At 70.2% G+C, this 20,592-nt stretch carries 17 protein-coding genes, 1 other RNA gene and 1 pseudogene; 12 read left to right on the top strand and 7 right to left on the bottom strand.

The window, feature by feature from the left end; all coding sequences use genetic code 11:
• The first annotated feature begins 194 nt into the window (after positions 1-194).
• From panB to ABZ824_RS22155, 6 genes and pseudogenes are all read left to right on the top strand, one after another.
• Complete coding sequence (gene panB, locus ABZ824_RS22180) at positions 195-989, top strand: 3-methyl-2-oxobutanoate hydroxymethyltransferase (protein ID WP_356965228.1); 795 nt, start codon at positions 195-197, stop codon at positions 987-989.
• Positions 990-1,047: 58 nt separating this feature from the next.
• Positions 1,048-1,266 (top strand): DUF2191 domain-containing protein, encoded by a 219-nt coding sequence (locus ABZ824_RS22175; RefSeq protein ID WP_355072809.1) that lies wholly within the window; start codon positions 1,048-1,050, stop codon positions 1,264-1,266.
• A complete protein-coding gene (locus tag ABZ824_RS22170) occupies positions 1,263-1,664 on the top strand; it encodes a PIN domain nuclease (protein ID WP_355072807.1) in 402 nt (133 codons plus the stop codon). Before ABZ824_RS22175 ends, ABZ824_RS22170 begins: the two co-directional genes overlap by 4 nt.
• A gap of 262 nt (positions 1,665-1,926) precedes the next feature.
• Positions 1,927-2,376 carry a hypothetical protein gene (locus tag ABZ824_RS22165; protein WP_355072805.1) on the top strand — a complete coding sequence of 150 codons (450 nt, stop codon included), beginning with the start codon at positions 1,927-1,929 and terminating at the stop codon, positions 2,374-2,376.
• A 13-nt stretch (positions 2,377-2,389) separates the two neighbouring features.
• A pseudogene (pip, locus tag ABZ824_RS22160) lies at positions 2,390-3,337 on the top strand (prolyl aminopeptidase); the annotation flags it as partial.
• 21 nt (positions 3,338-3,358) lie between these two features.
• Positions 3,359-4,246, top strand: a complete 888-nt coding sequence (locus ABZ824_RS22155; RefSeq protein WP_356965227.1) for a CHAD domain-containing protein — start codon at positions 3,359-3,361, stop codon at positions 4,244-4,246.
• Between the two features lie 370 nt (positions 4,247-4,616).
• Here the strand turns inward: ABZ824_RS22155 and ABZ824_RS22150 are convergent, their stop codons facing one another.
• Both ABZ824_RS22150 and ABZ824_RS22145 read right to left on the bottom strand, forming a co-directional pair.
• Positions 4,617-6,068, bottom strand: coding sequence for an RNB domain-containing ribonuclease (locus tag ABZ824_RS22150; RefSeq protein WP_356965077.1), 1,452 nt, complete (start codon positions 6,066-6,068; stop codon positions 4,617-4,619).
• Between the two features lie 16 nt (positions 6,069-6,084).
• Complete coding sequence (locus ABZ824_RS22145) at positions 6,085-6,399, bottom strand: hypothetical protein (RefSeq protein ID WP_228827325.1); 315 nt, start codon at positions 6,397-6,399, stop codon at positions 6,085-6,087.
• Positions 6,400-6,851: 452 nt separating this feature from the next.
• Between ABZ824_RS22145 and ABZ824_RS22140 the strand changes: the two genes are divergently transcribed.
• Positions 6,852-7,223: a hypothetical protein gene (locus ABZ824_RS22140; protein ID WP_355072800.1), complete on the top strand. Its 372-nt coding sequence runs from the start codon at positions 6,852-6,854 to the stop codon at positions 7,221-7,223.
• A 97-nt stretch (positions 7,224-7,320) separates the two neighbouring features.
• Here ABZ824_RS22140 and rnpB read toward each other — a convergent pair.
• Positions 7,321-7,734: RNase P RNA component class A (rnpB, locus tag ABZ824_RS22135), an RNA gene on the bottom strand.
• Between the two features lie 36 nt (positions 7,735-7,770).
• Here rnpB and ABZ824_RS22130 point away from each other — a divergent pair.
• The 4 genes from ABZ824_RS22130 to ABZ824_RS22115 all read left to right on the top strand — a co-directional run bounded on the left by ABZ824_RS22130 (position 7,771) and on the right by ABZ824_RS22115 (position 10,154).
• On the top strand, positions 7,771-8,658 hold the full coding sequence (locus tag ABZ824_RS22130; RefSeq protein ID WP_355072799.1) for an alpha/beta fold hydrolase: 888 nt from the start codon (positions 7,771-7,773) through the stop codon (positions 8,656-8,658).
• Between the two features lie 93 nt (positions 8,659-8,751).
• A complete protein-coding gene (locus ABZ824_RS22125; RefSeq protein WP_355072797.1) occupies positions 8,752-9,039 on the top strand; it encodes a hypothetical protein in 288 nt (95 codons plus the stop codon).
• Positions 9,040-9,071: 32 nt separating this feature from the next.
• The gene (locus ABZ824_RS22120) at positions 9,072-9,644 is read left to right on the top strand and encodes an NUDIX domain-containing protein (protein WP_356965074.1); all 573 of its coding nucleotides are present in this window, start codon (positions 9,072-9,074) and stop codon (positions 9,642-9,644) included.
• A gap of 48 nt (positions 9,645-9,692) precedes the next feature.
• Complete coding sequence (locus ABZ824_RS22115; RefSeq protein ID WP_355072794.1) at positions 9,693-10,154, top strand: GNAT family N-acetyltransferase; 462 nt, start codon at positions 9,693-9,695, stop codon at positions 10,152-10,154.
• 4 nt (positions 10,155-10,158) lie between these two features.
• On the opposite strand, the gene ABZ824_RS22110 is transcribed toward ABZ824_RS22115, so the two are convergent.
• The 3 genes from ABZ824_RS22110 to ABZ824_RS22100 form a co-directional block, all read right to left on the bottom strand.
• Entirely contained in the window at positions 10,159-11,181 is a 1,023-nt protein-coding gene (locus ABZ824_RS22110) for a hypothetical protein (RefSeq protein WP_356965072.1), read from the bottom strand.
• On the bottom strand, positions 11,178-11,759 hold the full coding sequence (locus tag ABZ824_RS22105) for a GNAT family N-acetyltransferase (protein WP_355072790.1): 582 nt from the start codon (positions 11,757-11,759) through the stop codon (positions 11,178-11,180). The genes ABZ824_RS22110 and ABZ824_RS22105 overlap by 4 nt, the downstream gene beginning before the upstream one ends.
• 185 nt (positions 11,760-11,944) lie before the next feature.
• Positions 11,945-12,352 carry a hypothetical protein gene (locus ABZ824_RS22100; protein WP_356965071.1) on the bottom strand — a complete coding sequence of 136 codons (408 nt, stop codon included), beginning with the start codon at positions 12,350-12,352 and terminating at the stop codon, positions 11,945-11,947.
• A 129-nt stretch (positions 12,353-12,481) separates the two neighbouring features.
• Between ABZ824_RS22100 and ABZ824_RS22095 the strand changes: the two genes are divergently transcribed.
• Entirely contained in the window at positions 12,482-13,297 is an 816-nt protein-coding gene (locus ABZ824_RS22095; RefSeq protein WP_356965070.1) for a helix-turn-helix transcriptional regulator, read from the top strand.
• A gap of 7 nt (positions 13,298-13,304) precedes the next feature.
• Here the strand turns inward: ABZ824_RS22095 and ABZ824_RS22090 are convergent, their stop codons facing one another.
• Positions 13,305-20,540 carry an amino acid adenylation domain-containing protein gene (locus ABZ824_RS22090; RefSeq protein WP_356965069.1) on the bottom strand — a complete coding sequence of 2,412 codons (7,236 nt, stop codon included), beginning with the start codon at positions 20,538-20,540 and terminating at the stop codon, positions 13,305-13,307.
• Positions 20,541-20,592 lie beyond the last annotated feature (52 nt).

Below are 20,592 nucleotides of genomic sequence, written 5' to 3'. Positions count from 1 at the left end.
CCCGTGCCGCGCTGTGACCAATCGCACCGGTCATCGGCCTTAATCCGCCTCGGTGGCGGGTGGCACACTGAAATCGTCAGACACTCCCGGGGACCCGGACGGGCCCCGAGGCGACACAGACGAAAGGGACGATGATGTCCGTATCCGACTCGGAAACCCCTGCCTACGGTGCGGCGCCCGCAGAGCCCAAGAAGATGCGCAAGACCCGGGTGCACCACCTGCAGCAGATGAAAGCCGACGGGGAACGCTGGGCGATGCTGACCGCCTACGACTATTCCTCGGCGCGGCTGTTCGAAGAAGCGGGCATTCCCGTGCTGCTGGTCGGCGATTCCGCGGCCAACGTGGTGTACGGCTACGACACCACCGTGCCGATCACTGTCGACGAGCTCATCCCGCTGGTGCGCGGGGTGGTGCGCGGCGCGCCGCACGCGCTGGTCGTGGCCGACCTGCCGTTCGGCACCTACGAGTCCTCCCCGCAGCAGGCGCTGGCGACGGCGACCCGGTTCATGAAGGAGGGCGGGGCGCACGCGGTGAAGCTGGAGGGCGGCGAGCGGGTCGCCGAGCAGATCGCGCTGATCACCGCGGCGGGCATCCCGGTCATGGCGCACATCGGCTTCACCCCGCAGAGCGTGAACACCCTCGGCGGATTCCGCGTGCAGGGTCGTGGCGACGGCGCCGAGCAACTGATCGCCGACGCCATCGCCGTTCAGGAGGCGGGCGCGTTCTCCGTGGTGATGGAGATGGTCCCGGCCGAACTGGCGGGGCAGGTCACCCGCAAGCTGACCATTCCGACCGTCGGCATCGGCGCGGGCGCCGACACCGACGCGCAAGTGCTGGTCTGGCAGGACATGGCAGGCTACACCAGCGGCAAGACCGCGAAGTTCGTCAAACGCTTCGGCAACGTCGGCGACGAATTGCGTGCCGCAGCCGCTGCCTACGCCGACGAAGTGCGCCGGGGCACCTTCCCCGCGGCGGAGCACAGTTTCTGAAATCGCCACCTCCCTTGATATACTGACGTATATCCGTATATCAAGGGAGGTGCGGAGCATGACGCGGACCATAGTCGATCTCGACGACGGCGCACTGGCACTCGCTCAGCAGCAGCTGGGCACACGCACCAAACGTGACACGATCAATCGGGCTTTGGCCATCGCGGCGGGCCTGACCGCGGACGATCGCGCCCGCAGTTTGGCCTGGCTGCAGGCTAATGCCGAGGACGTTTTGGACTTCGACGTTCTGGCAGGCGAGGAGCATCCCCAGCGGTGACCTACCTCGCCGATACCTCGGCCGTGTGGCGACTGCTCCGCGGCCAGGTCGATGATCCATGGCCCCGCCAGGTGGCGCAAGGACTCGTCGCGATCTGTCCGCCGGTCGAAGCCGAGCTCATGGTTTCCGTTCGATCAGGCAAGGACTTCGAACCGTTTTTCGCTGTTCTCGGACGCACGTTCGGCTGGTACCCCGCGCTCGACGATCCCTGGCGCCACGTGTTGGCGGTGCAGCGTGATCTGGTCCGCATCGGCCATCATCGTGGGCCGTCGCCGATGGACATCGTCATCGCGCTCACCGCGCTGGAGCACCGCCTGACGCTCATTCACGCGGACGCGGACTTCGACTCGATCGCGAAGGTACGACCGGAACTTCCGATGATTCGCGTCGACCGATAGAACTCGGGAAGTGCGGCAGGTAGAGCGACGCCACTCGATCACCCTGCGTCGGTGGCGAACCGAGTCCGGCCGACGCCCTGTCTCCGGGCAGTGATTCTCCGTCCATCGAGCGGCTCGGACCTCGCATGAACACCGAAACTGCTCGACGAGCTGCGCGCGCACTTCGGCTGAACTCTTCCCACCGAAAACGGCCGGTTCGGGCCGGTCGGCGGAATCAATGGCAGACTCGATGCCGACAATACCGACACGACCAGAGGTACCCATGCCGTACAGCCGTTGGATTTCACGCAGCACCCTGCTGGTGGCGGGCGCTCTCACCGCCGCCGCGTTGACCGCTTGCGGCAGCGACTCGGGCCCGGCGCCCACCGGCAGCTCGAGTTCCACCACGGTGTCGGCCACCGCCGCTCCTGGTACGACCTCCGGCCGCGTCACGCCGACGAGCCCGGAGATCTCCGACGCGGCCGCGACCCAGCTGTGCGACATGATCCGGCCGGAGTTGTCCAACTGGCGGATCCAGGGCGGGACCCTGGGCAAGATCGGACTGAACGCCCTGGTGCACGAGTGGGCGCTGCGCAACGGCGGCATCAACGGCGCGGTGCTGGCCGACAAGCCGATCGTCGACCGCGCCACCGTCAAGAGCTGCCCGGATGTCCGTCAGCAGGCCGTGGAGGCGCTCGGCATCCCGGATCTGGCCTCTGGTCTGGCGTTCTGAGCCGGGCGGCCGGATGCGCACCCTCTATCCCGAGATCGAGCCGCATGACTCCGGCATGCTCGCCGTCGGCGACGGTCAGTCGGTCTACTGGGAAGTCAGCGGCGATCCGGCCGGTAAGCCGGTCGTCTTCCTGCACGGTGGGCCCGGCGGCGGCACCGCGCCGTTCCATCGGCGCTTCTTCGATCCGGCCGCCTACCGGATCGTGCTGTTCGACCAGCGTGGTTGCGGCCGCTCCACTCCGCACCTGGCCGACGGCGCGAGTCTGGAACACAACACCACCGGCCACCTGATCTCCGACATCGAGAGGCTGCGCGAACATCTCGGCATCGATCGCTGGCAGGTGTTCGGCGGTTCCTGGGGCTCCACGCTCGCGCTGGCCTACGCGCAGCGGCACCCCGATCGGGTGACCGAACTGGTGTTGCGCGGCATCTTCCTGTTGCGCCGCAAGGAAATCGACTGGTACTACAACGGCGCGGCGGGCTACGTCTATCCGGACGAGTGGGAGAAGTTCCTCGCGCCGGTGCCCGAAGACGAACGCGATCAAGACCTGGTCGAGGTCTACCACCGCCTGCTGCACTCGGCCGACGAAGACATCGCCCGCACGGCCGCGATCGCCTGGTCCAGCTGGGAGGGCGCGACGAGTTCGCTGCTGCCGCATCCGGATCGGGTGGCCGAGACGTCCGAGCCGCGATTCGCGCTGGCGTTCGCGAGGATCGAGAATCACTACTTCCGGCACGGCGGGTTCCTCGAAGAGGGCCAGCTGCTGCGTGACATCGACGCCATCGCGCACATCCCGGCCGTGCTCGTGCAGGGCCGCCACGACATCGTCTGTCCCGCGGTCAGCGCGTGGGAGTTGCACCGAGCCTGGCCCGGGTCGGTCCTGCACATCGTCGACGACGCGGGGCACGCGGCGAACGAGCCCGGCATCACACATCACCTGGTCGAGGCCACCGACCGATTCGCGAAAGCGCGGACCAGCACGGTGATCACGGCGGGGTCCGCTCTGGTGGACGCGTTGCGCGAGGACATCGACCGACTCGCGGCCGCCGAACCCGAGGTCCGCGCGGACGCGGAGGACTCGGTCCATCAGATGCGGGTGGCCACCCGCAGGCTGCGCAGCGTGTTGCGGTCCTACGGCAAACTGCTCGCCAAGAAGCCCGCCGCCGCGATGGGCGCGGAACTCAAGTGGCTGGCCGGGTTGCTCGGTGAAGCGCGGGACGCGGAGGTGCGCGCCGATCGGTTCGCCACGCTGCTGGCCGATCATGCCGAGCGAGCCGACCCGGCGGAGGTCGACGCGGTCACCGCGCGGCTGGTCGACGCCGAGCGGGAGCGCTATCGAGCGGCGCACGACGAGGTGCTGACCGCGTTGGACGGCGCCCGCTACCGCGAGCTGCGCGACGAGCTGTCCCGATGGCGCACCGACCCGCCGCTGCGCCACTCACGCGCCCATGTGGCGGCGCCGGACGTGTTCCGGGAGGTGCTGCGCCGCGACCTCGACCGGGTGGAATCCCTGATCCGCGCCGAGCCCACCGTCGATCCGCTCGAACGGGTGGAACTGCTGCACGACATCCGCAAGAGCGCCAAGCGGCTGCGGTACTCGTGCGAGGCGGCGCAGCAGGTCCTCGGCGACGACGCCGCCGATCGCGGCGTCCGGGCGAAGAAGCTGCAGACCGTGCTCGGCGACCATCGGGACGCGGTGGAGTCGCACGACGCGATCCTGCACCGGGCGGCCGAGGCCGCGGCGGCGGGCGAGCGTGCCGGCCTGTACGAGGCCCTCGCGGCCACGGAGGACGCCGCGGCGGCCCGTGAACTGAGCCGCTATCCGGCCACCGCCGCGGCGCTGTTCGGAGCGGCCGTCATCACGGGGTGATCCGGTGTCCCGGCGCTGAGCCGGTCGAGACGAGCCGATCACCGCATTCGCCGACCAGCAGCGCCGCGGGCGGTGCCGTGACCGGTAGCGGTCGTCCGCGGCCGGGATACGACGCGGCCGCGCGTCCGGAGTCGGCAATTCGGGCCGCCTCGTGTCCGGTCGGCAACGCGGCCACCCGCCCGCGGTCGATCAACCCAGCTCGCTGGCCCGCGGTCGATCAACCCAGCTCGCTGGCCCGCGGTCGATCAACCCAGCTCGCTGGCCCACAGTCGACAACACGGCCGCAACCCACGGTCGGCCGCAGTGCAGACCTCTGCTCATCGGCACGCTCGCGAGACGAGGTCGTGTACGGTGCGGCCGCCGCTGCCGTTCACGCAGGGTAGGTGAAGGACACCTTCCGTTCCCTCGGGTCGGCCGACAGCAGCCGCACCCGCACGGTCTCGCCTTCCGGCGGTTTCCCCTCACACGGGCCCAGCACCGGCGGGTCGGCGACGAAGACCACGGCGGGCCGGTTGCCGTTGGCCTCGCGCACCACGACGGCGTCGAACGTCGCTCCGGTACGTGGCGCGAGCAGGGTCGATTCGGTCAGGTCGATGCAGGCGCGTTCGATCTTGCCCGCGACGCTGTCGCTGCGCCGCATGGTCTCGGCGGCGCTCACCAGCCCCTCCCGCACCCAGCGCGGCACCTCGGCCCCCGCACACCGGGCCAGGCAGATCTCGGTCGCGAACCGGTCCGACAACCGCCGCAGCGGAGCGGTGACGTGCGCGTACGGCGCGCCGATCGCGCTGTGCCGCAGAGCTTCCGGCGCGTGCGGCACTCCTGCCGCGCCGTCGACTACGGTGTAGGAGGCGCCGCGCAGCAAGCTCGTCGCCTCGGACATCAGGACCAGTGCCGCGGGAGTGCCGGTGTCCAGCCGGGCCAGCATCCGGCCGACAGCTTCGCCGTCGGGCCAGGCCACGCCCAGCGCCTGCGCGGTCCGGCGCATCGACTCGATCGCGGATTCCGACGGTGGCGGCATGGTGCGCAGCAGCGCGACCCGGTCCAGTGCGGGCGCGTGCCCGTCCAGCATGATCCGCGCCGCGCACATGCCGGTCAGCAGCGAGACCTGCTCGTTCCAGTCGTCGGCGGCCGTGCGCGGTTCCACCACCAGTCGCCAGTGCCCGTCGGCGTGCTCGTCCTGGACCACGCTTTGCGCGGGCAACCGCAGCCCGATCGCGCCACGCGCCAGCCCGGCCTCGATGCGCCGCGTGCCGAATTCCGGCAGGGCCGCGATCGAGGGATGCAGCCGACCCGACTCCGCGTCGGCCTGCACACGGGAGTAGTCGAGCCGGGCACGGGAGCGCACCAGGGCGCGGACAACCGTGTACCGCACCGGTTCGGCCTGCTCGTCGAGTTCGATAGTCCACAGCGCGGCCGGGCGCGTCCGGTCCGGAAGCAGGCTGGCGGACCCTTCCGACAACGCGGGTGGGTGCAGCGGCACGGTGCCGTCGGGAAGATAGAAGGTCTGGCCCCTGGCGCCGGACTCTTTGGCGAGCGCGCCGTCGGGGAAGATCACGGCGCCCACGTCGGCGATGGCGTAATGCACGAGGAAGCCGCCGGGGCCGCGTTCGATATGCAGGGCCTGGTCCAGATCCATGGCCCCGGGTGGGTCGATCGTCACGAACGGGATGTCCGTGCGATCGACCCGGTTGCCCGCGAACGCGTCGACCGCGTCGCGGGCCTCGGCACTGGCCTCGGCGGGGTACGCCGAGGCCAAGCCGAACTCGGACCGGATGGCGCCGAAATCGACCGGCGCCGACACGATCCGCTGGTGGAGTTCCACGCTGCGGCGCCGAGTCCTACTGCAGCGCCAGCATGGAGCCGTTCAACTGGTCGAACGGCCCGTAGACGGTGAACGTGACCCGGCCGTTCGGCACCGAGGACGACACCTGAGCCGCCGCGTCCAGCGCCTCGCCGAAGGAGGCGGCGGACGGATGCGGCAACCCGGCGATAGCCAGACCGACATGATTCTGGTGCACCCATACCGTGTCGGCGGGACTCAGGTCGACCTGAACCCCGCCCGGCAGCGGGGTGACCGCGACCGCGCCGGCCGACCCCGCACCCAGCACCGCGAAAACCGAAGCGGCGCCTGCGACCAATGCGCCGGCGACCATGGAGCGAACTACTCGCATATGTGTTGAGACCTGCTTTCCCGCGATCGAAGTATGAATGGCCCGGTGCTGCCCCGCACCGGCCCTTACCAACGGCGACTACTTTATGACGTCGATCACGATCAGGGCCAGTTCCGCACGAATCGGACAGCGGAAATTCTCGCCCAGCGACACGACCCGGGCGGCGCTGCTAACGTGGCCCGCCGTGACGGGCGTGGGTTCGCCCGCACGTTTGGATATGTCCCGCACGTCGACAATTTGGGAGCTCCACAGCTATGTCATCGATTTTGTTCGACTACCTCTTGCCGCTGCTGGGCCCGGAGCAGGCCGCGTACTGGGCGCAGGTTTTCGTGATCAACCCGATCTGACCGCGCGATTCTTTTTCCCACTGCTCGTCGCCTCCCGTTAACCTGACGGGAGGCGGCGGTGGTTATAGGCGGCTAGCATGCCGCTCCGTGACAAGAACTACCGCCGCCATCGCGGCCAGCGCCACCCTCTTCGCCCTGCTCCTCACCGGGTGCGGGGACGACAAGACCAGCAATGCCACCTCGTCCGCCACCACCACGGCGGCACAGGCCGCCGCCCAGGTCGACAGCGTGAAGGCGGGCGCGTTCCTCGTCAGCTTCCGCGGCGCGTTCCCCAAGCTGGCCGAGGGCAAGGACGACGCGAAGATCGCGAGCATCCTGACCGAAACCTGCGGGGACATCAAAGCGGGCAAATCCGAGGACGACGTCGTCAAGAACATCACCAAGCGCGCGGGCGGCGCCACCCAGCCCAGCGCCGAGGAAGCCAAGGCGATCTACCAAATGGCCAAACTGATGTGCTGACCCCCGCGCTATCCCGGCGTGCTTCGCACACCCGCCGAGCTCGCGGAACGCGACCTCGCGCGGAGTCGAGCCGGAGTGCGGAGCACGCGCCGGCGGGCGGACGAGTTGGTCTGTAAGCCGGATCCTGTCCCCGGCCTGAGCCGGGAGGCGGCCATCCATCTGGGCACTCCGTTGCCGGGTACCTCGAGCGGTCCACCCGCAGGCTCGGGCGAGCAGCCCTCGAGCGCCTGCGCAGCCGCACCGTAACCGGTGCGGCCTTCGACCTTGCTCCGGGCGGGGTTTACCGAGCCGCCCCGGTCACCCGGGGCGCTGGTGCGCTCTTACCGCACCGTTTCACCCTCACCGCACGACCGCTAGGCCGTGGGCGGTCTCTTTTCTGTGGCACTTTCCCGCGGGTCACCCCGGGTTGCCGTTAACAACCGCCCTGCTCTGTGGAGTCCGGACTTTCCTCGGCGCCGGGCGGCGGCACAGCCGTGCCCGTTCCCAGCGCCGCGGCCGCCCGACCAACTCGTCCGCCAGAACAGGATACTGGGTACGGTTGATGGCCATGGAACGTGTCGAGGTCGGCTTCCCATCCGGAAGCGAACAGTGCGCGGCGTGGCTATATCGCCCGGACGGCGCACCCAAACCCCGCCCGCTAGTGGTGATGGGACACGGCCTGGGGGCCAATCGGGAAATGGGACTGGATCGGTACGCGCGGCGTTTCGCCGCCGCGGGAATGGCGGTCCTGGTATTCGACTATCGGCATTTCGGCGCAAGTCAAGGCACGCCGCGCCAGTTGCTGAACATCGCGCGCCAGCGCGCGGACTGGCATGCCGCCATCGCGTTCGCGCGCACGCTGCGCGGCATCGACGCGACCCGGATCGCGTTGTGGGGCACGTCGTTCGGCGGCGGCCACGTGCTTTCGGTCGCACCGGACGATGCCTACATCGCGGCCGTGGTCGCGCAGGTGCCGTTCACCAGCGGCCTGTCCTCGGCGTTGGCCAAGGGGCCGATCAGCCTGGTCAAGGTCACCACCATCGCGGCCACCGACCTGCTGCTCGGAACGCTCCGGCGCAAGCCGGTCGGCATTCGGCTGGCCGGACGCCGCGGCGCCGCGGCGCTGATGAGCGCGCCCGACGTACCGGACGGCTTCCGCAGGCTGACCGACGAGAGCGAGACCTATGAGCCGAAAGTGGCCGCGCGAGTAGCGTTCTCGGCACTCTTCGACGCACCCGCGCGGCGCGCGAAGGCATTGAAGATGCCGGTGCTGTACGCGCTGTGCGATGACGATTCCGTCGCGCCGGTGAAATCGGCGCTGCGCGCCGCCGAACGCACCAAGCACGCGGTGGTGAAACGTTATCCCGCCAAGCATTTCGACATCTATTTCGACGAGGTCTTCGAGAAGACCGTGTACGACCAAACCGAATTCTTGGTGTCGGTGCTGCGACCATAGGGCGTTCGCGGCCCGGCCCGGCGGCCGGGCCGCACATCGGTGCCGCGCTCGGTAGATTGCGAAAGAGCACGCGTCGATCGAAACGAGGCACCGATGATCGATCCCTTGATCCTGGAACAACGGCGCGGCCGATTGCTGCACCGGGTACGCGAGTTGCGGCGCGACCTCGCGGCGCTGGCCGACGACTACGGCGCGTTGCCGGATTCCGGGCTGCTGATCGACACCGACGGGATCGGCGCGCTCACCACCCCCGGCTACTGCGTCGCCGGGGCACGCGAAGTCTTCGAAGAAGCGCTGATCGAACTCGCGGCGGCCGCCGACGCGCTCGACCGCGCCGCGGCGTACACGGCCCGGCTGAAACCCGTTGTGCTGGACGGCTGAACCTGTCGGCGCCCGGCGCTACAGTCCGTGCCATGCAGCCCTCCACCGCCGCGGTCGCCGAGATCGTGCGTCGGATCGCGCCCCTCGACGAGCTCGAGCGACGGCACATCGACACGACGCTGGCCTGGCTCGCGTCGACCGACGACATCTTCCGGCGGGCCAGACCGGCGACCCCGCCGCGGCACCTGGTCTGCTATGTCGTGCTGGTCGATCCGGCGGCACGGGCGGTGCTGCTGGGCAAGCATCGCCTTGCCGGGTTGTGGTTGCCGACCGGAGGGCACGTCGATCCGGGCGAGCATCCGCTCGATACCGCGCGGCGTGAAGCGGCCGAGGAGATCGGCGTCGAGGCCCGATTCGACGTCATCGGGCCCGACCCGCTGTTCCTCACCGCCACCACCACGGTCGGCTCGGACTCCGGTCACGAGGACGTCAGCCTCTGGTATGTCATCCACGGTGACCGCGCCGACGGCCATGCCCTGGATCCGCGCGAGTTCGACGGTGAACGATGGTGGGAACTGGACGGATTCGCCCTCCACGACACCGACCCCCACTTCGGACGTTTCCGCACCAAGCTCGACATCGCTCTGCGACCCGCCGCCGACTGAGGTCCCTTCGAGTCGACGGCGGCGGCCGATGGTGTCACGATGGCGCGGATGATTGTCAGGCTTGCGCGAGAGGACGACCTCGCCGGTTTTCTCGAACTGGCGGGGCAGGTCGAGCACTGGTTCGGCGCGTCCGCCGACGATGCCGGATTTCGCGCCGCGGTGTTGCGGCACGTGCGGCGCGGTACGGCGCTCGTCGCCCGGTCCGCGGGGGCGGAAGTGCTCGGCGGCATCCTGTTCGGCTCGAACCCGCCGACCTACCGGGTGCATTGGCTGGTCGTCGCGGAACAGGCGCGCGGGCACGGGATCGGCCGGGCGCTGACCACGGACGCGATCCGCCGTTACGTGCCGACTCCCGGCACGCTCGAAGTGGTCACCTTCGGGCCCGACCATCCCGGCGCGGTCGCCAGTGGTGCGCGCGCGTTCTACGAGAACCTGGGCTTCCATCCCGCGGAGGAGGCGGATCCCGGGCCAGAGGGCGGATCTCGGCAGTTCTACCGGCGGCGCGTGTAAGGGGTCAGCCTCGACGGAACGCGCGCCAGAAAATGAAAGCCAGGACCGAGGCGGGAATCGCAGCGAGGACGGGCTTGTCGCGGAGCGTCTCCAACAGGGTGCGGCCCGGGTGCGCCACCGGGCCGGGAATTCCCGCCGCGCCGCGTTCGGCGGCGGTGGCGGCGTCCGCCTGGACTCGTTCGGCGCGCTCGGCCGCGCGTCGAACCGACTCCCCGACCGGCGTCTGCTCACGACTCCCGGCTCCGGCCGCGTGCCTCCCAGTGGATTCCGGCTCCGGTTCCGGCTTTTCCGCCGCACCAGGAGCGCTACCCGCCTGCGCAGCCGCATCGGCCGGAGTCACCGGCTCCGCCGCACCAGTCATGCGGCCCGCCTGCGCAGCCGCCGCCGAAGACACCGCCGCCGCATCGGCGGTACCGCCAGTCTGCGGGGCCGCACCGGTCGCAATCTCCGCCGAAGACACCGTCTCCGCCGCACCGGGCGCGTGGTCCGCCTGCGGGGCCGTACCGGTACTTACGGACTCCCCCGTACCAGACGTGGTGCCTGCCTGCGGGGCCGTGCCGGTCGGAACCTCGCCCGCATCAGGTGTGCCGCCCGCCTGCGGGGCCGTGCCGGTCGGAACCTCCCCCGAAGACAGCGGCTCCCCCGCACCAGACGCGTTACCTACCCGCGAGGCCGTACCGGCAGTCACGGACTCCCCCGCATCAGGCGTGCTGCCCGCCTGCGGGGCCGTGCCGGTCGGAACCTTCCCCGAGGTCACCGTCGCCGCCGCGTCAGCGGCGCCGCCCGCCTGCACGGACGCGTCTTCCGAGACCTGCGCCGCACTCCCCGTGGCCGACGCTCCCGCGCCGCCTTCGTCGGAGTCGCCGGGCGTGCCCGCCGCGCGCCGAGTGGCGCCCGGCTCCGGCTCCCGGCCCCCGTGCGCCGCACCCTCGGCCGGTTGCCCGGTTCCGGCCGACCGGCCACCGGAGACGTCGGCGGTGTCTTGCACGTCGTCGGGTCCCTTGTCCGTGGGCTTGCGCTTGTTCATGGCTGTCTCCTGTGCTCGGCGTCGCGGTGCGGGACGGGCGTCTCGGATGCCGTCGCGGCCCGGATACCCTGCGAAGGGGCGGACAAACGGGACGGCCGCCACGCCATCTCGAATTCCCGGCGCGGGTCGCCCGGGGCCATGGGCCCGCTCACCCCGGTCCGCACGAAGCCATTGCGCAGATACAGCCGCTCCGCGAAGGCATTGTGCTCGGCGAACTCCAAACGGACGACGTCGTGTCCGCCCGCGACCGCCCAGTCGAGCACCGCGCCGACCAGCCGGTCGGACACGCCGGTCCCCCGTGCCCGCGGCGCCACCCACATCGAGATCAGGTGCACGCCACCGCGTTCCGGGTCGAGCATGCCCGCGACGGTGCCCACTTCGGTCCCGCCCGACTCCGCCACGAACTGCACCCGGTCCGACAGGGCGCGCCGCCAGTCGCTTTCGGTGCGGGCCCGCGCCTCGGCCAGGGTGGTACCGAAGAACTGCGGCGCGTCGGTCAGCGCCGCGAGCCGGACGCGCCGGAACACCGCCCAGTCATCGGGCGCGAGCGATCTGATCCTGGGTATCGAGACGTCCATCCGCATGTCTCTACCGGGTCGAAGACCTCGTGCACAACGGATTTCGACCACGGCGAGGCGCTGTCACCGCGACATCGGCGACGAGCAACCCGATCCTCGCAACCTCGAACCGGCAAGGGTGTCCGGAGCAGTCGCGCGGGTCGCTTCGTCGGCGCGGCGGGACCGGTCGTCATCGAGCACGGCGCTCACCCGAGCCTGCGCAGTCCGGCGAACTCCAGCCCGGCGAAGGTCGCCACCGCCGCCGCTCCGACGAGTAGGAATGCGAGGCCGAGCCCGGTCAACGCGAAGAATCCCGAACCGGCCAGCCCGATCATCCCCGCCGCGGAGAGCGCGTTGACCGTGACCACCGCCCCCGCGTAGCGCGCGGCGACCGCCGGGCGCCGGGCGATCGACAGCAACGCGAGCGCGCCGCCGAGCATGACGACGCCGAACGCGAGGCTCCAGCCCGTCGGTACCCCGAGCGGGTCGCGCAGCAGTCCGGCTCCGGCGAGCAACACCCCGCCGAAGATCCCGGTGCTCCAGCCGTCCACGCGCAATGCGGAGCACAGGAACGCGGCGCCGCCGTCGCGGCGAGCCAGGGTGGTGGGTCTCATGTCGTACTCCCGTGGTCGATCCGGCGGGGCCGATCGGCTCCCGGCACCAACCCTGCTGCCCGGAGATGGGCGTCTCAATAACCTCCGAGGTCATGGCCGCACCGCGCGCCGGGATGCTTAGCTGACCGGGTGACTTCGGTGCGGACACAGTCGAGAGCGGGCATCCTGCTGCGGGAATGGCGGCAACGGCGCAGGCTGAGCCAGCTCGACCTGGCGCTGGCCGCGGACACCTCGGCGCGGCACCTGTCCTATGTGGAGACCGGCCGAGCCGCGCCGAGCCGGGCGATGGTGCTGCGGCTGTGCGACACGCTGGAGGTGCCGCTGCGCGAACGCAACACCCTGCTCGTCGCGGCCGGTTTCGCGCCCGCCTACCGGGAGAGCAGCCTCGACGACGCCCATCTCGCGTCGGTCCGCTCCGCGCTGGACGCCATGCTGACCGCCCACGAACCGTATCCGGCGGTGGTCATCGATCGGCTGTGGAACGTGGTGGTGGGCAACGCGGCGATGAGCGTGCTGGTGGACGGCGTCCCCGAGCATGTCCGCGCGCCCCGGCCCAACGTCTACCGGCTGGTGCTGCACCCGGACGGGCTCTCGGCCCGGTTGGCCAACCGCACCCAGGTGCGCGAGCTGTTCCTGGAGCGGCTGGCCAGGCAGGTCAGCGCGAGCGGTGACACGGAACTGACCGCACTCTACGACGAGGTCTCCGCCTACCCCGAGCCGCCGGGGACGGACGCGCAGGCGCGGACCGGCATACCGTCCAGCCCGTTCGAGGTGCCGATCCGGATCAGCACCCCGGCGGGCGAACTGTCGATGTTCAGCACGATGGCGACCTTCGGCGCTCCGGCCGACGTGACGCTGTCGGAGCTGGCCATCGAATTGTTCTACCCCCTGGACGACTTCACCGCGGCCGCGCTGCGCGGGGCGGCGGCCGCGGCGAAGTCGTGAGCGGACCTCAGGCGTCCAGCATGGACTCGTCCCACTCGCGGTCCAGGTCGGGATCGGCGGCCGACAGCACCTCGTCCAACCGCAGCCCCAGCTCGCCGATGTTCGGCTCGGTCATCATGTTCAGGTGATCGCCCGGCACGTCGATCACCGTGAACCGGCGCGCCGCGTACTGCTTCCAGCCGTTGTCGGCGCTGTCGAACATGCTGCCGACGGTCTTGTGCGCCAAGTCGACGCCCGGCGGCAGGCCCTCGGTGGCGCGCAGCAGCGTGATGTCGCGCTGGTACGGCTCGAGCTTGTAGTCCAGCATGGCCGAGTAGTTGGCGAAGAACACCTCGTAGAGCCGCCGGATCGCCTGCGGCGAACTGTCGGCGGGCAGGATGCCCGACCGCACCGACTCCGCCAGCATCGCCGCGAACAGATCCTCGGAATTGTGCACGCCGGGCTCGAAATCGACCAGGGCGGAGCGGCTTCCCCGCGCGTACCACAGCAGCTCGAGGAAGAACCACCGGATGAGCTTCTCCTCCGGAATCGGGGTCCGGGTGCGTGCGCGCAGCGCCATGGTGTCCAGCAGCGTCACACTGGAGACCTCGTGCTCGGGCAGCTGGCGGGCCATCTCCAATGCGACGTAGCCGCCGAACGACCAACCCGCCAAGTGATACGGCCCCTTCGGATGCACCCGCCGCACCGCCTGCAGGTACGACTCCGTCATCGCGGGAATGGTCTTCTCCGGGGCGCTACCGGAATCCGCGCCTGCCGCCTGCAACCCGTAGATCGGGCGATCCGGATCCAGATAACGCGCGAGGGCCAGGTAGCACAGCACGTTTCCGCCGATCGGGTGCACCAGGAACAGCGGTGGCTTGCTGCCGCCGACGCTGATCGGCACCAGCGGGTCGAATGTGCGTTGCACGGCACCCGCCCGCACCAGGGTGGCGATCCCGGCGGCGGTGGGCGCGCCGATGAACGCGTCCAGCGGCACCTCGACGCCCCACCGGCGCGACAGCGCCATCACCACGCGCATCGCCCCGATCGAGGTGCCGCCCGCCGCGAAGAAGTCGTCGTCCACACCGATGGCGCGCAGTCCCGCGTACTCGGCGAGCAGTTCGACCGCCGACCGCTCGTACTCGTCGGCGGGCTCCCGCCGTGCCGACACGGTTTCCGTCGCGTCCTCGCCGTAGGCGCGCAGCGTCGCGTCGTCGCGCTTGCCGCTGGGCGTGCGGGGCAGCTCATCGAGCCAGGCGAACCGCGACGGCACCATGTGCGCGGGCAGCATCGAGCGCAGGTCGTGCCGCAACGCGGCGAGGTCGGTCTGCTCGGGCGCGCCGACCAGGAACGCGATCAGCGAGCCGTCTATGCCGCCGAAACCGCGCGCCACCACTGCGGCCTCGGTGATGCCGGGGAACTTCTCGACCAAGCTCAGGATGCACAGCTCGACTTCGGCCGGCTCCACCCGGAACCCGCGGATCTTCACCTGGCTGTCGCTGCGTCCCAGGCAGACGATGTCGCCGGAGAACAGCCGGACCCCGAGATCGCCGGTGCGGTAGCGGATTCCGCCCGCGTGCGTGGCGACGAACCGCTGCGCGGTGAGCGCGGGCCTGCCCTCGTAGCCGCGCGCGATACTGCGGCCGCCGAGATAGATCTCGCCGATCACGCCGTCCGGCACCGGCCGCAGGGCGCTGTCGAGTAGTTCGACGGTGTCGCCGTCGACGGCGCGCCCGATGGGCGGCAGCGCGGGGAACTCGTCGGCCGGACCCGTGAGCGTGAACTTGGTCGCGACGTGGGACTCGGTGGGACCGTACTGGTTCTCCAGCACCAGGCCGGGAACCACCTTGCACAGGGCGCGGATCTCGTCGGTGATGCGCAGCTGCTCGCCGGAGGAGATCAGCACCTTCAGTTCGGTTGGGAACATCCGGTGCGCCACGGCCGCCTCGGCGAACGCCTGCAAGGCCACGTACGGCAGGAAGAGCCGTTCGATGCCCTCTTCCACCACCGTGGCCAGCAGTTGCTCGACGTTCGATCGCAGATCCGCCGAACTCACCCGCAGGGTGGACCCGGCCGCGAGGGTGGTGAAGATCTCCTGGAACGAGACGTCGAAACTCAACGGCGCCAACTGCAGTGTGCTCAGCAGGCCGGTGCCGGTGGCCGCGCGATTCTGCCAGTCCACCAGAGAGGTCAGGCCGCGATGCGGCATGGCGACGCCCTTGGGCTCGCCGGTCGACCCGGAGGTGAACAGCACGTAGGCCACCGCGTCGGGCGAGACGTGGTCGGGCAGCGCCACTTCCGCGTCGGGCACGGAGTCGTCGAAGAGCGCGGCGGTGTCCAGCACCAAGGCGGCGTCGTCGACGATGTCGCGATAGGCGGCGTCGGCGATCACCCGGTGCGGGCGAGCTCGGTCGATCATCAGATTGAGCCTGGCTCGCGGGTAGCTGACATCCAGCGGAACACACGCGGCCCCGATCCTGGTCAGCGCGAGCACGAGCAGCACCAGCCGCGGGCGGCGCCCCATCAGGATGCCGACCCGGTCGCCCTGCGACACCCCGAGCCCGACCAGGCGCCGGGCCAGCCGGTCGGAGCGATCGATCAGCTCGTCGTAGGTGACCGATTCCTCGTCACCGGCCAGGGCGATGCGGGTGGGGTCGAGCGCGGCCGCCTCGGCCACCAGCGTGCCCACGTCGCGGGCGGTCGCGGGGCCGACGCCACGGTCGATCGCCGCGTCCGGGTCGGCGACGATTCCGGCCAGCATGCGCAACTGGGTGAGCGCCACGGTCTCGCACTGCTCGGCGGTCAGCGTGTGGTCGCCGTCCACCCGCAACCACATCCGGCCGTCGCGCGGGTCGGTGGCCGCGGTGACCAGCAGTTGGAAGTTGGTCTCCTCGCGAGCGTCGAAGTCGAGCAGGCGCACGCCGTCCAGCACGAGCATGGGCTGGAAGACGTGGTAGTTGACGAAGTTGAACGCCGTCTCGAAGACCGGCCCGCCGTCGGCGAGGATCGACCGCAGCGGGTAGCGGCGGAACGGGTAGGCCTCGCGTTCGCGTCGCGCGATCTGCTCTACCGCCGCGCGCCATGTGGTCGCGGTGCCGTCCAACCGGATCGGCAGCGTGTTGAGGAACAGGCCCGCCACTCGTTCGGCGCCGGCCCGGTCCGGGCGACCGTGGCTCACCACGCCGGTGGTGACGTCCGTGCGGCCGGTCAGCGCCCGCAACGCCAGGCAGTGCGCGGCCAGATACACCGATTTCTCCGGCACCTGGTGGCGCGCGGCGAACGCGGAGACCCGTTCGGCCAGCCTGCGCGGCACCAGCGCCCGCGCTTGCGGCACGCCCGCCACCACCGGCTGGTGCACCCCCAGCGCGGTGAGCGCGGTGGGTTCGGCGCCTTCCAGGGCGGTCAGCCAGTACGCGCGGGCCGCGCTGTCGCGCGCGGCGCTCTGCTCGGCCCGCGCGTACTCGGCGAGCACGGTGGCCGGATGCGGGGTGGCCTCGACCTGGTTGCGAGTCATGCCGATGTGGTGGAGGTAGTCCAGCAGCAGTTCCAGCACCGACGTGGCGACACTCCAGCCGTCCAGGATGGCGTGGTGGAAGCTCAGCACCAGGTCCACCGTGCCGACCGGCTGCTGCGAGCCGGGACGCACGAATACCCGGATCGCGAACAGCGGAGCGCGTGAGATGTCGTACTGGGCGTGGGCCCGCTCCTGGAGATAGATCTCGATCAGATCCTCGCCGTCCGCCTCGTCCATCTCCCCGAGATCGATGATCTCCAGTTCGTAGGGCGGCGCGACATGCACGATCTGCAACGGAACCGAATACCTGCTCAGCTCGAACGACGAGCGCAGCGCGGGTTGACGCCGCACCAGCCGGCCCACGGCATCCCTGAATTGTGAGGCGTCCCAAGGTACTTCGAGCCGATAGCGGAACACGTCCTTGTAGGTGACCGAGTCGGCGCGCTCGATGCTGTGATACAGCATGCCCAGTTGCAGGGCCGTTGCCGGGAACGCGTCCTCGGCCTGGTGCAGCGCGGCGCGGTCGATCAGCGGCACCGTCTCCAGGGGCGCGGCGACGCGGCCACGCTCGTCGTGGCGGTCGTCGCGCACGACGCGGGCCAGCTCCGCGATGGTGGGCGCCTGGTAGAAGGCGTCCACGTCGAAGTAGAGCCCGGCGCGTTCGGCTGCGGTGCGCACGGCCAGCGCGAGGATGGAATCGCCGCCGTGGGTGAAGAAGTTGTCGTGCACGCCGACCGACTCGACGCCCAGCACGGTGCGCCAGACCTGCGCGAGCCTGGTCTCGACATCGGTGCGCGGCTCCGCGCCCGCGACCGGCTCGCCGCCGTGGCCGAGGACGAGCTGCTCGGCGAGGGCGCGCCGGTCCAGTTTCCCGTTGCGAGTCAGCGGAATCCGATCCACCCGGATCAGTCGCGACGGCACCATGTAGCGGGGCAGCCGGGCCGCCAGCTGCGCGGCGATCTCCTCACCGGAGACGTCGGCGCCGACGAAATAGCCGACCAGTTGCACGCCGTGCGCTTCCGAGACCTCGTCCACCACGGCCGCCGCACGGACCCCGGCGCAGCCGAGCATCGCGTTCTGCACCTCGCCGAGGGTGATCCGGTTGCCGCGGATCTTCACCTGATCGTCGAAGCGACCCAGGTATTCGAGATTGCCGTCCGGCAGCCAGCGCGCCAGGTCACCGGTCCGGTACCGGCGGCGCCCCGGCACCGCGCGATCGTCGACGAACGCCGCCGCGGTCAGCTCGGGCCTGCCGCGATAGCCGCGGGCCACGCCCACACCCGCGATGTTCAGCTCCCCCGGCACGCCGACCGGCACCCGCCGGCCGATGTGATCGAGCACGAGCAAGTCGATGTTGTCGATCGGGCGGCCGATCGGCACCACGTCGAGCGGGTCGTCGGCGGGGCAGTCGAAATAGGAGACGTCGACGGTGGCCTCGGTGGGTCCGTAGAGATTCACCAGCTGCGGCGCCGATGCCCCGGCCGCCGCGAAGACCGCGTGGAACCGGCGCACGAGCGCCGGGGGTAGCGCCTCGCCGCTGCAGAAGACCCGTCGCACGCTGCCGATGCGGGCGACCGTGGCGGGGTCGGCCGCGAGTTCGTCGACGAACGCGGCCAGCATGGAGGGCACGAAGTGCAGCACCGTCACGCCGTGTGCGGCGATCGCGTCGGCGATGCGGCGCGGATCGCGCTCGCCGCCAGGTTCCAGCAGCGCCACTTTGGCGCCGGTGATCGCCCACCAGAACAGCTCCCACACCGAGACGTCGAAGGTCACCGGCGTCTTCTGCAGGATCACGTCCGAATCGTGTAGGGGGTAGCGTCGCTGCATCCAGGTCAGGCGGTTCACCACCGACCGGTGCTCGATCATCACGCCCTTGGGCACGCCCGTGGAACCGGAGGTGTAGATGAGGTAGCTGAGATCCGCTGGATGCGAGACGTTTTCGATACCACGCGCCGGGACGGTGTCGGCCACCGTGATCCTCGTGACGCCCAGCCTGTCGAAAACCGCTCCATGCTCCGGCCCCGCCACGACGAATCGTGCCCCGCAGTCGGCGAGCACGGTCTCGATACGAGCGGCCGGGAAGTCGGGGTCGAGCGGCACATAGGCGCAACCGGCCCGCAGCGCACCGAAGATCGCGACGAGCATCTCCGTCGAGCGGGGCAGTACCACCGGGACGCATTCGTTGCCGGTCGCGCCCAATGCGTGCAGCCTGGCGGCGAAACCGTCGGCCAGCGCGGACAATTCGGCGTAGCGCAGCGGCTGCTCCCCGGACCCGGCGACCGGTTCGATCGCGATCCGGTCCGGATGCCGCGCGGCCACGTCGGCGACCAGCCGGTCGATCGTCGTATACGGGAATTCCTCGCGCGGTCCGGATTCGAACGCGGCGACGGCCGCCTGCTCCCGCCGCGACATCAGCGGCAAGTCCGAGATCGGCGCCTCAGGCCGGTCCAGCGCCGCCACCACCAGCGCACCGACGCCGCGCACGACCGACTCGAACGGGAAATTCTCGTCGAAGACGTCCTTGTCGTAGTAGAGCTGGAGGTTCAGCGAGCCGTCGCGCGCGTGCTCGACGCCGAGAATGTTCAGCGCCTCGAGCACCGTGCCCGGGTTGACGATGTCGAGGGTGCCGAGAATCTTGTCGAGGTGATCCGACGGCGGCATCTTGATGTAGGAGTACGCCACGTCGAACAGCGGCGGCGCCGTGGGATCGCTGCTGAGGGCACGTGCCAGGTCACCGTAGGGAAAACGCTCGTAGCGCTTGAGTTCCCGGATCTGCGCGGCCACTTCCGAGGCGACCGCCGACAGCGGCTCGGCGGGGTCGACCCGGATGCGCAGGGGCACCACATTCGTCCGGTGCCCGGCGGTGCGGAAGGTCTCCGCGCTGTGCCGGTTGAGCATCGGGACGCCGATCACCACCTCTTCGGAGCGGTGAATGGTGGTCAGGTAGGCGGCCAGCGCCGAAACCGTGAACGCGAAGACGGAGAAGCCGGTGGCGCGAATGCGGTCGAGAAACGCGGGTTCCACCACCACGCGCCGCCGCCCCCGGTCGACGTTGGGGGTGCTCGCACGTCCGGAGAACAGCGCGGGGACCACTCCCTCGAAGCGACGCACCAGCGCGTCACGGTCCGCCACCCACTGCGGGGAGGACAGATACTCCTCGTGCTCGGCGGCGATCTCGCGATAGGTCGCCGCGCCGCGGTCGGTCTGCTCGGTGAACGGATCCGGCTCGGCGAGCTGCTCGAGCGAGAGGTCGGTGCGGCTGTAGTTGTCGACCAGGGCGCTCCAGAGCGCGTTCACGCCCCAGCCGTCGATCATCGCGTGGTGCATCGCCACGTAGAGATGGAAGTGGTCGGGCCCGTCGACCAGCGCGGCGATCCGGAACGGCTGCCGGGGCGGGGACGGCGTCACATTGGCCCGGTTCACCCAGTCGCGGCGCGCCGCGGCCGGGTCCGACGCCCAACTGAGATCGACCAGCTCGACCTCGGGTAGCTCGTCGGAGACCCACTGCCAGAAGCGGCCTTCGGAGAACTCGAACCTCAGGCGCAGCGCCTCGTCGGCGAGCAGCGCCCTGCGCACCACGGCCCGCAACCGGTCCATGTCGAAGGGTTCGTCCATGAACGCGCAGTAGGCGTTTCGGGTGACCGGCGCCGGGGCATACCGGTAGGCGACCGACAAGACATCGCGTTGGTACGCGCTGACCGGCCAGGCTTCGGGGGGTCTCTCGGAAGTAGCACTCGGTTCGAATGTCACAGTCACTCCTATCGCGACAGTCGCGGCACCGGCCGTGCGCGGATCTACTCGA

The organism is Nocardia sp. NPDC047038, assembly GCF_040644075.1.
Lineage (GTDB): Bacteria > Actinomycetota > Actinomycetes > Mycobacteriales > Mycobacteriaceae > Nocardia > Nocardia sichangensis.
This window is presented reverse-complemented; position numbering and strand designations above follow the sequence as displayed.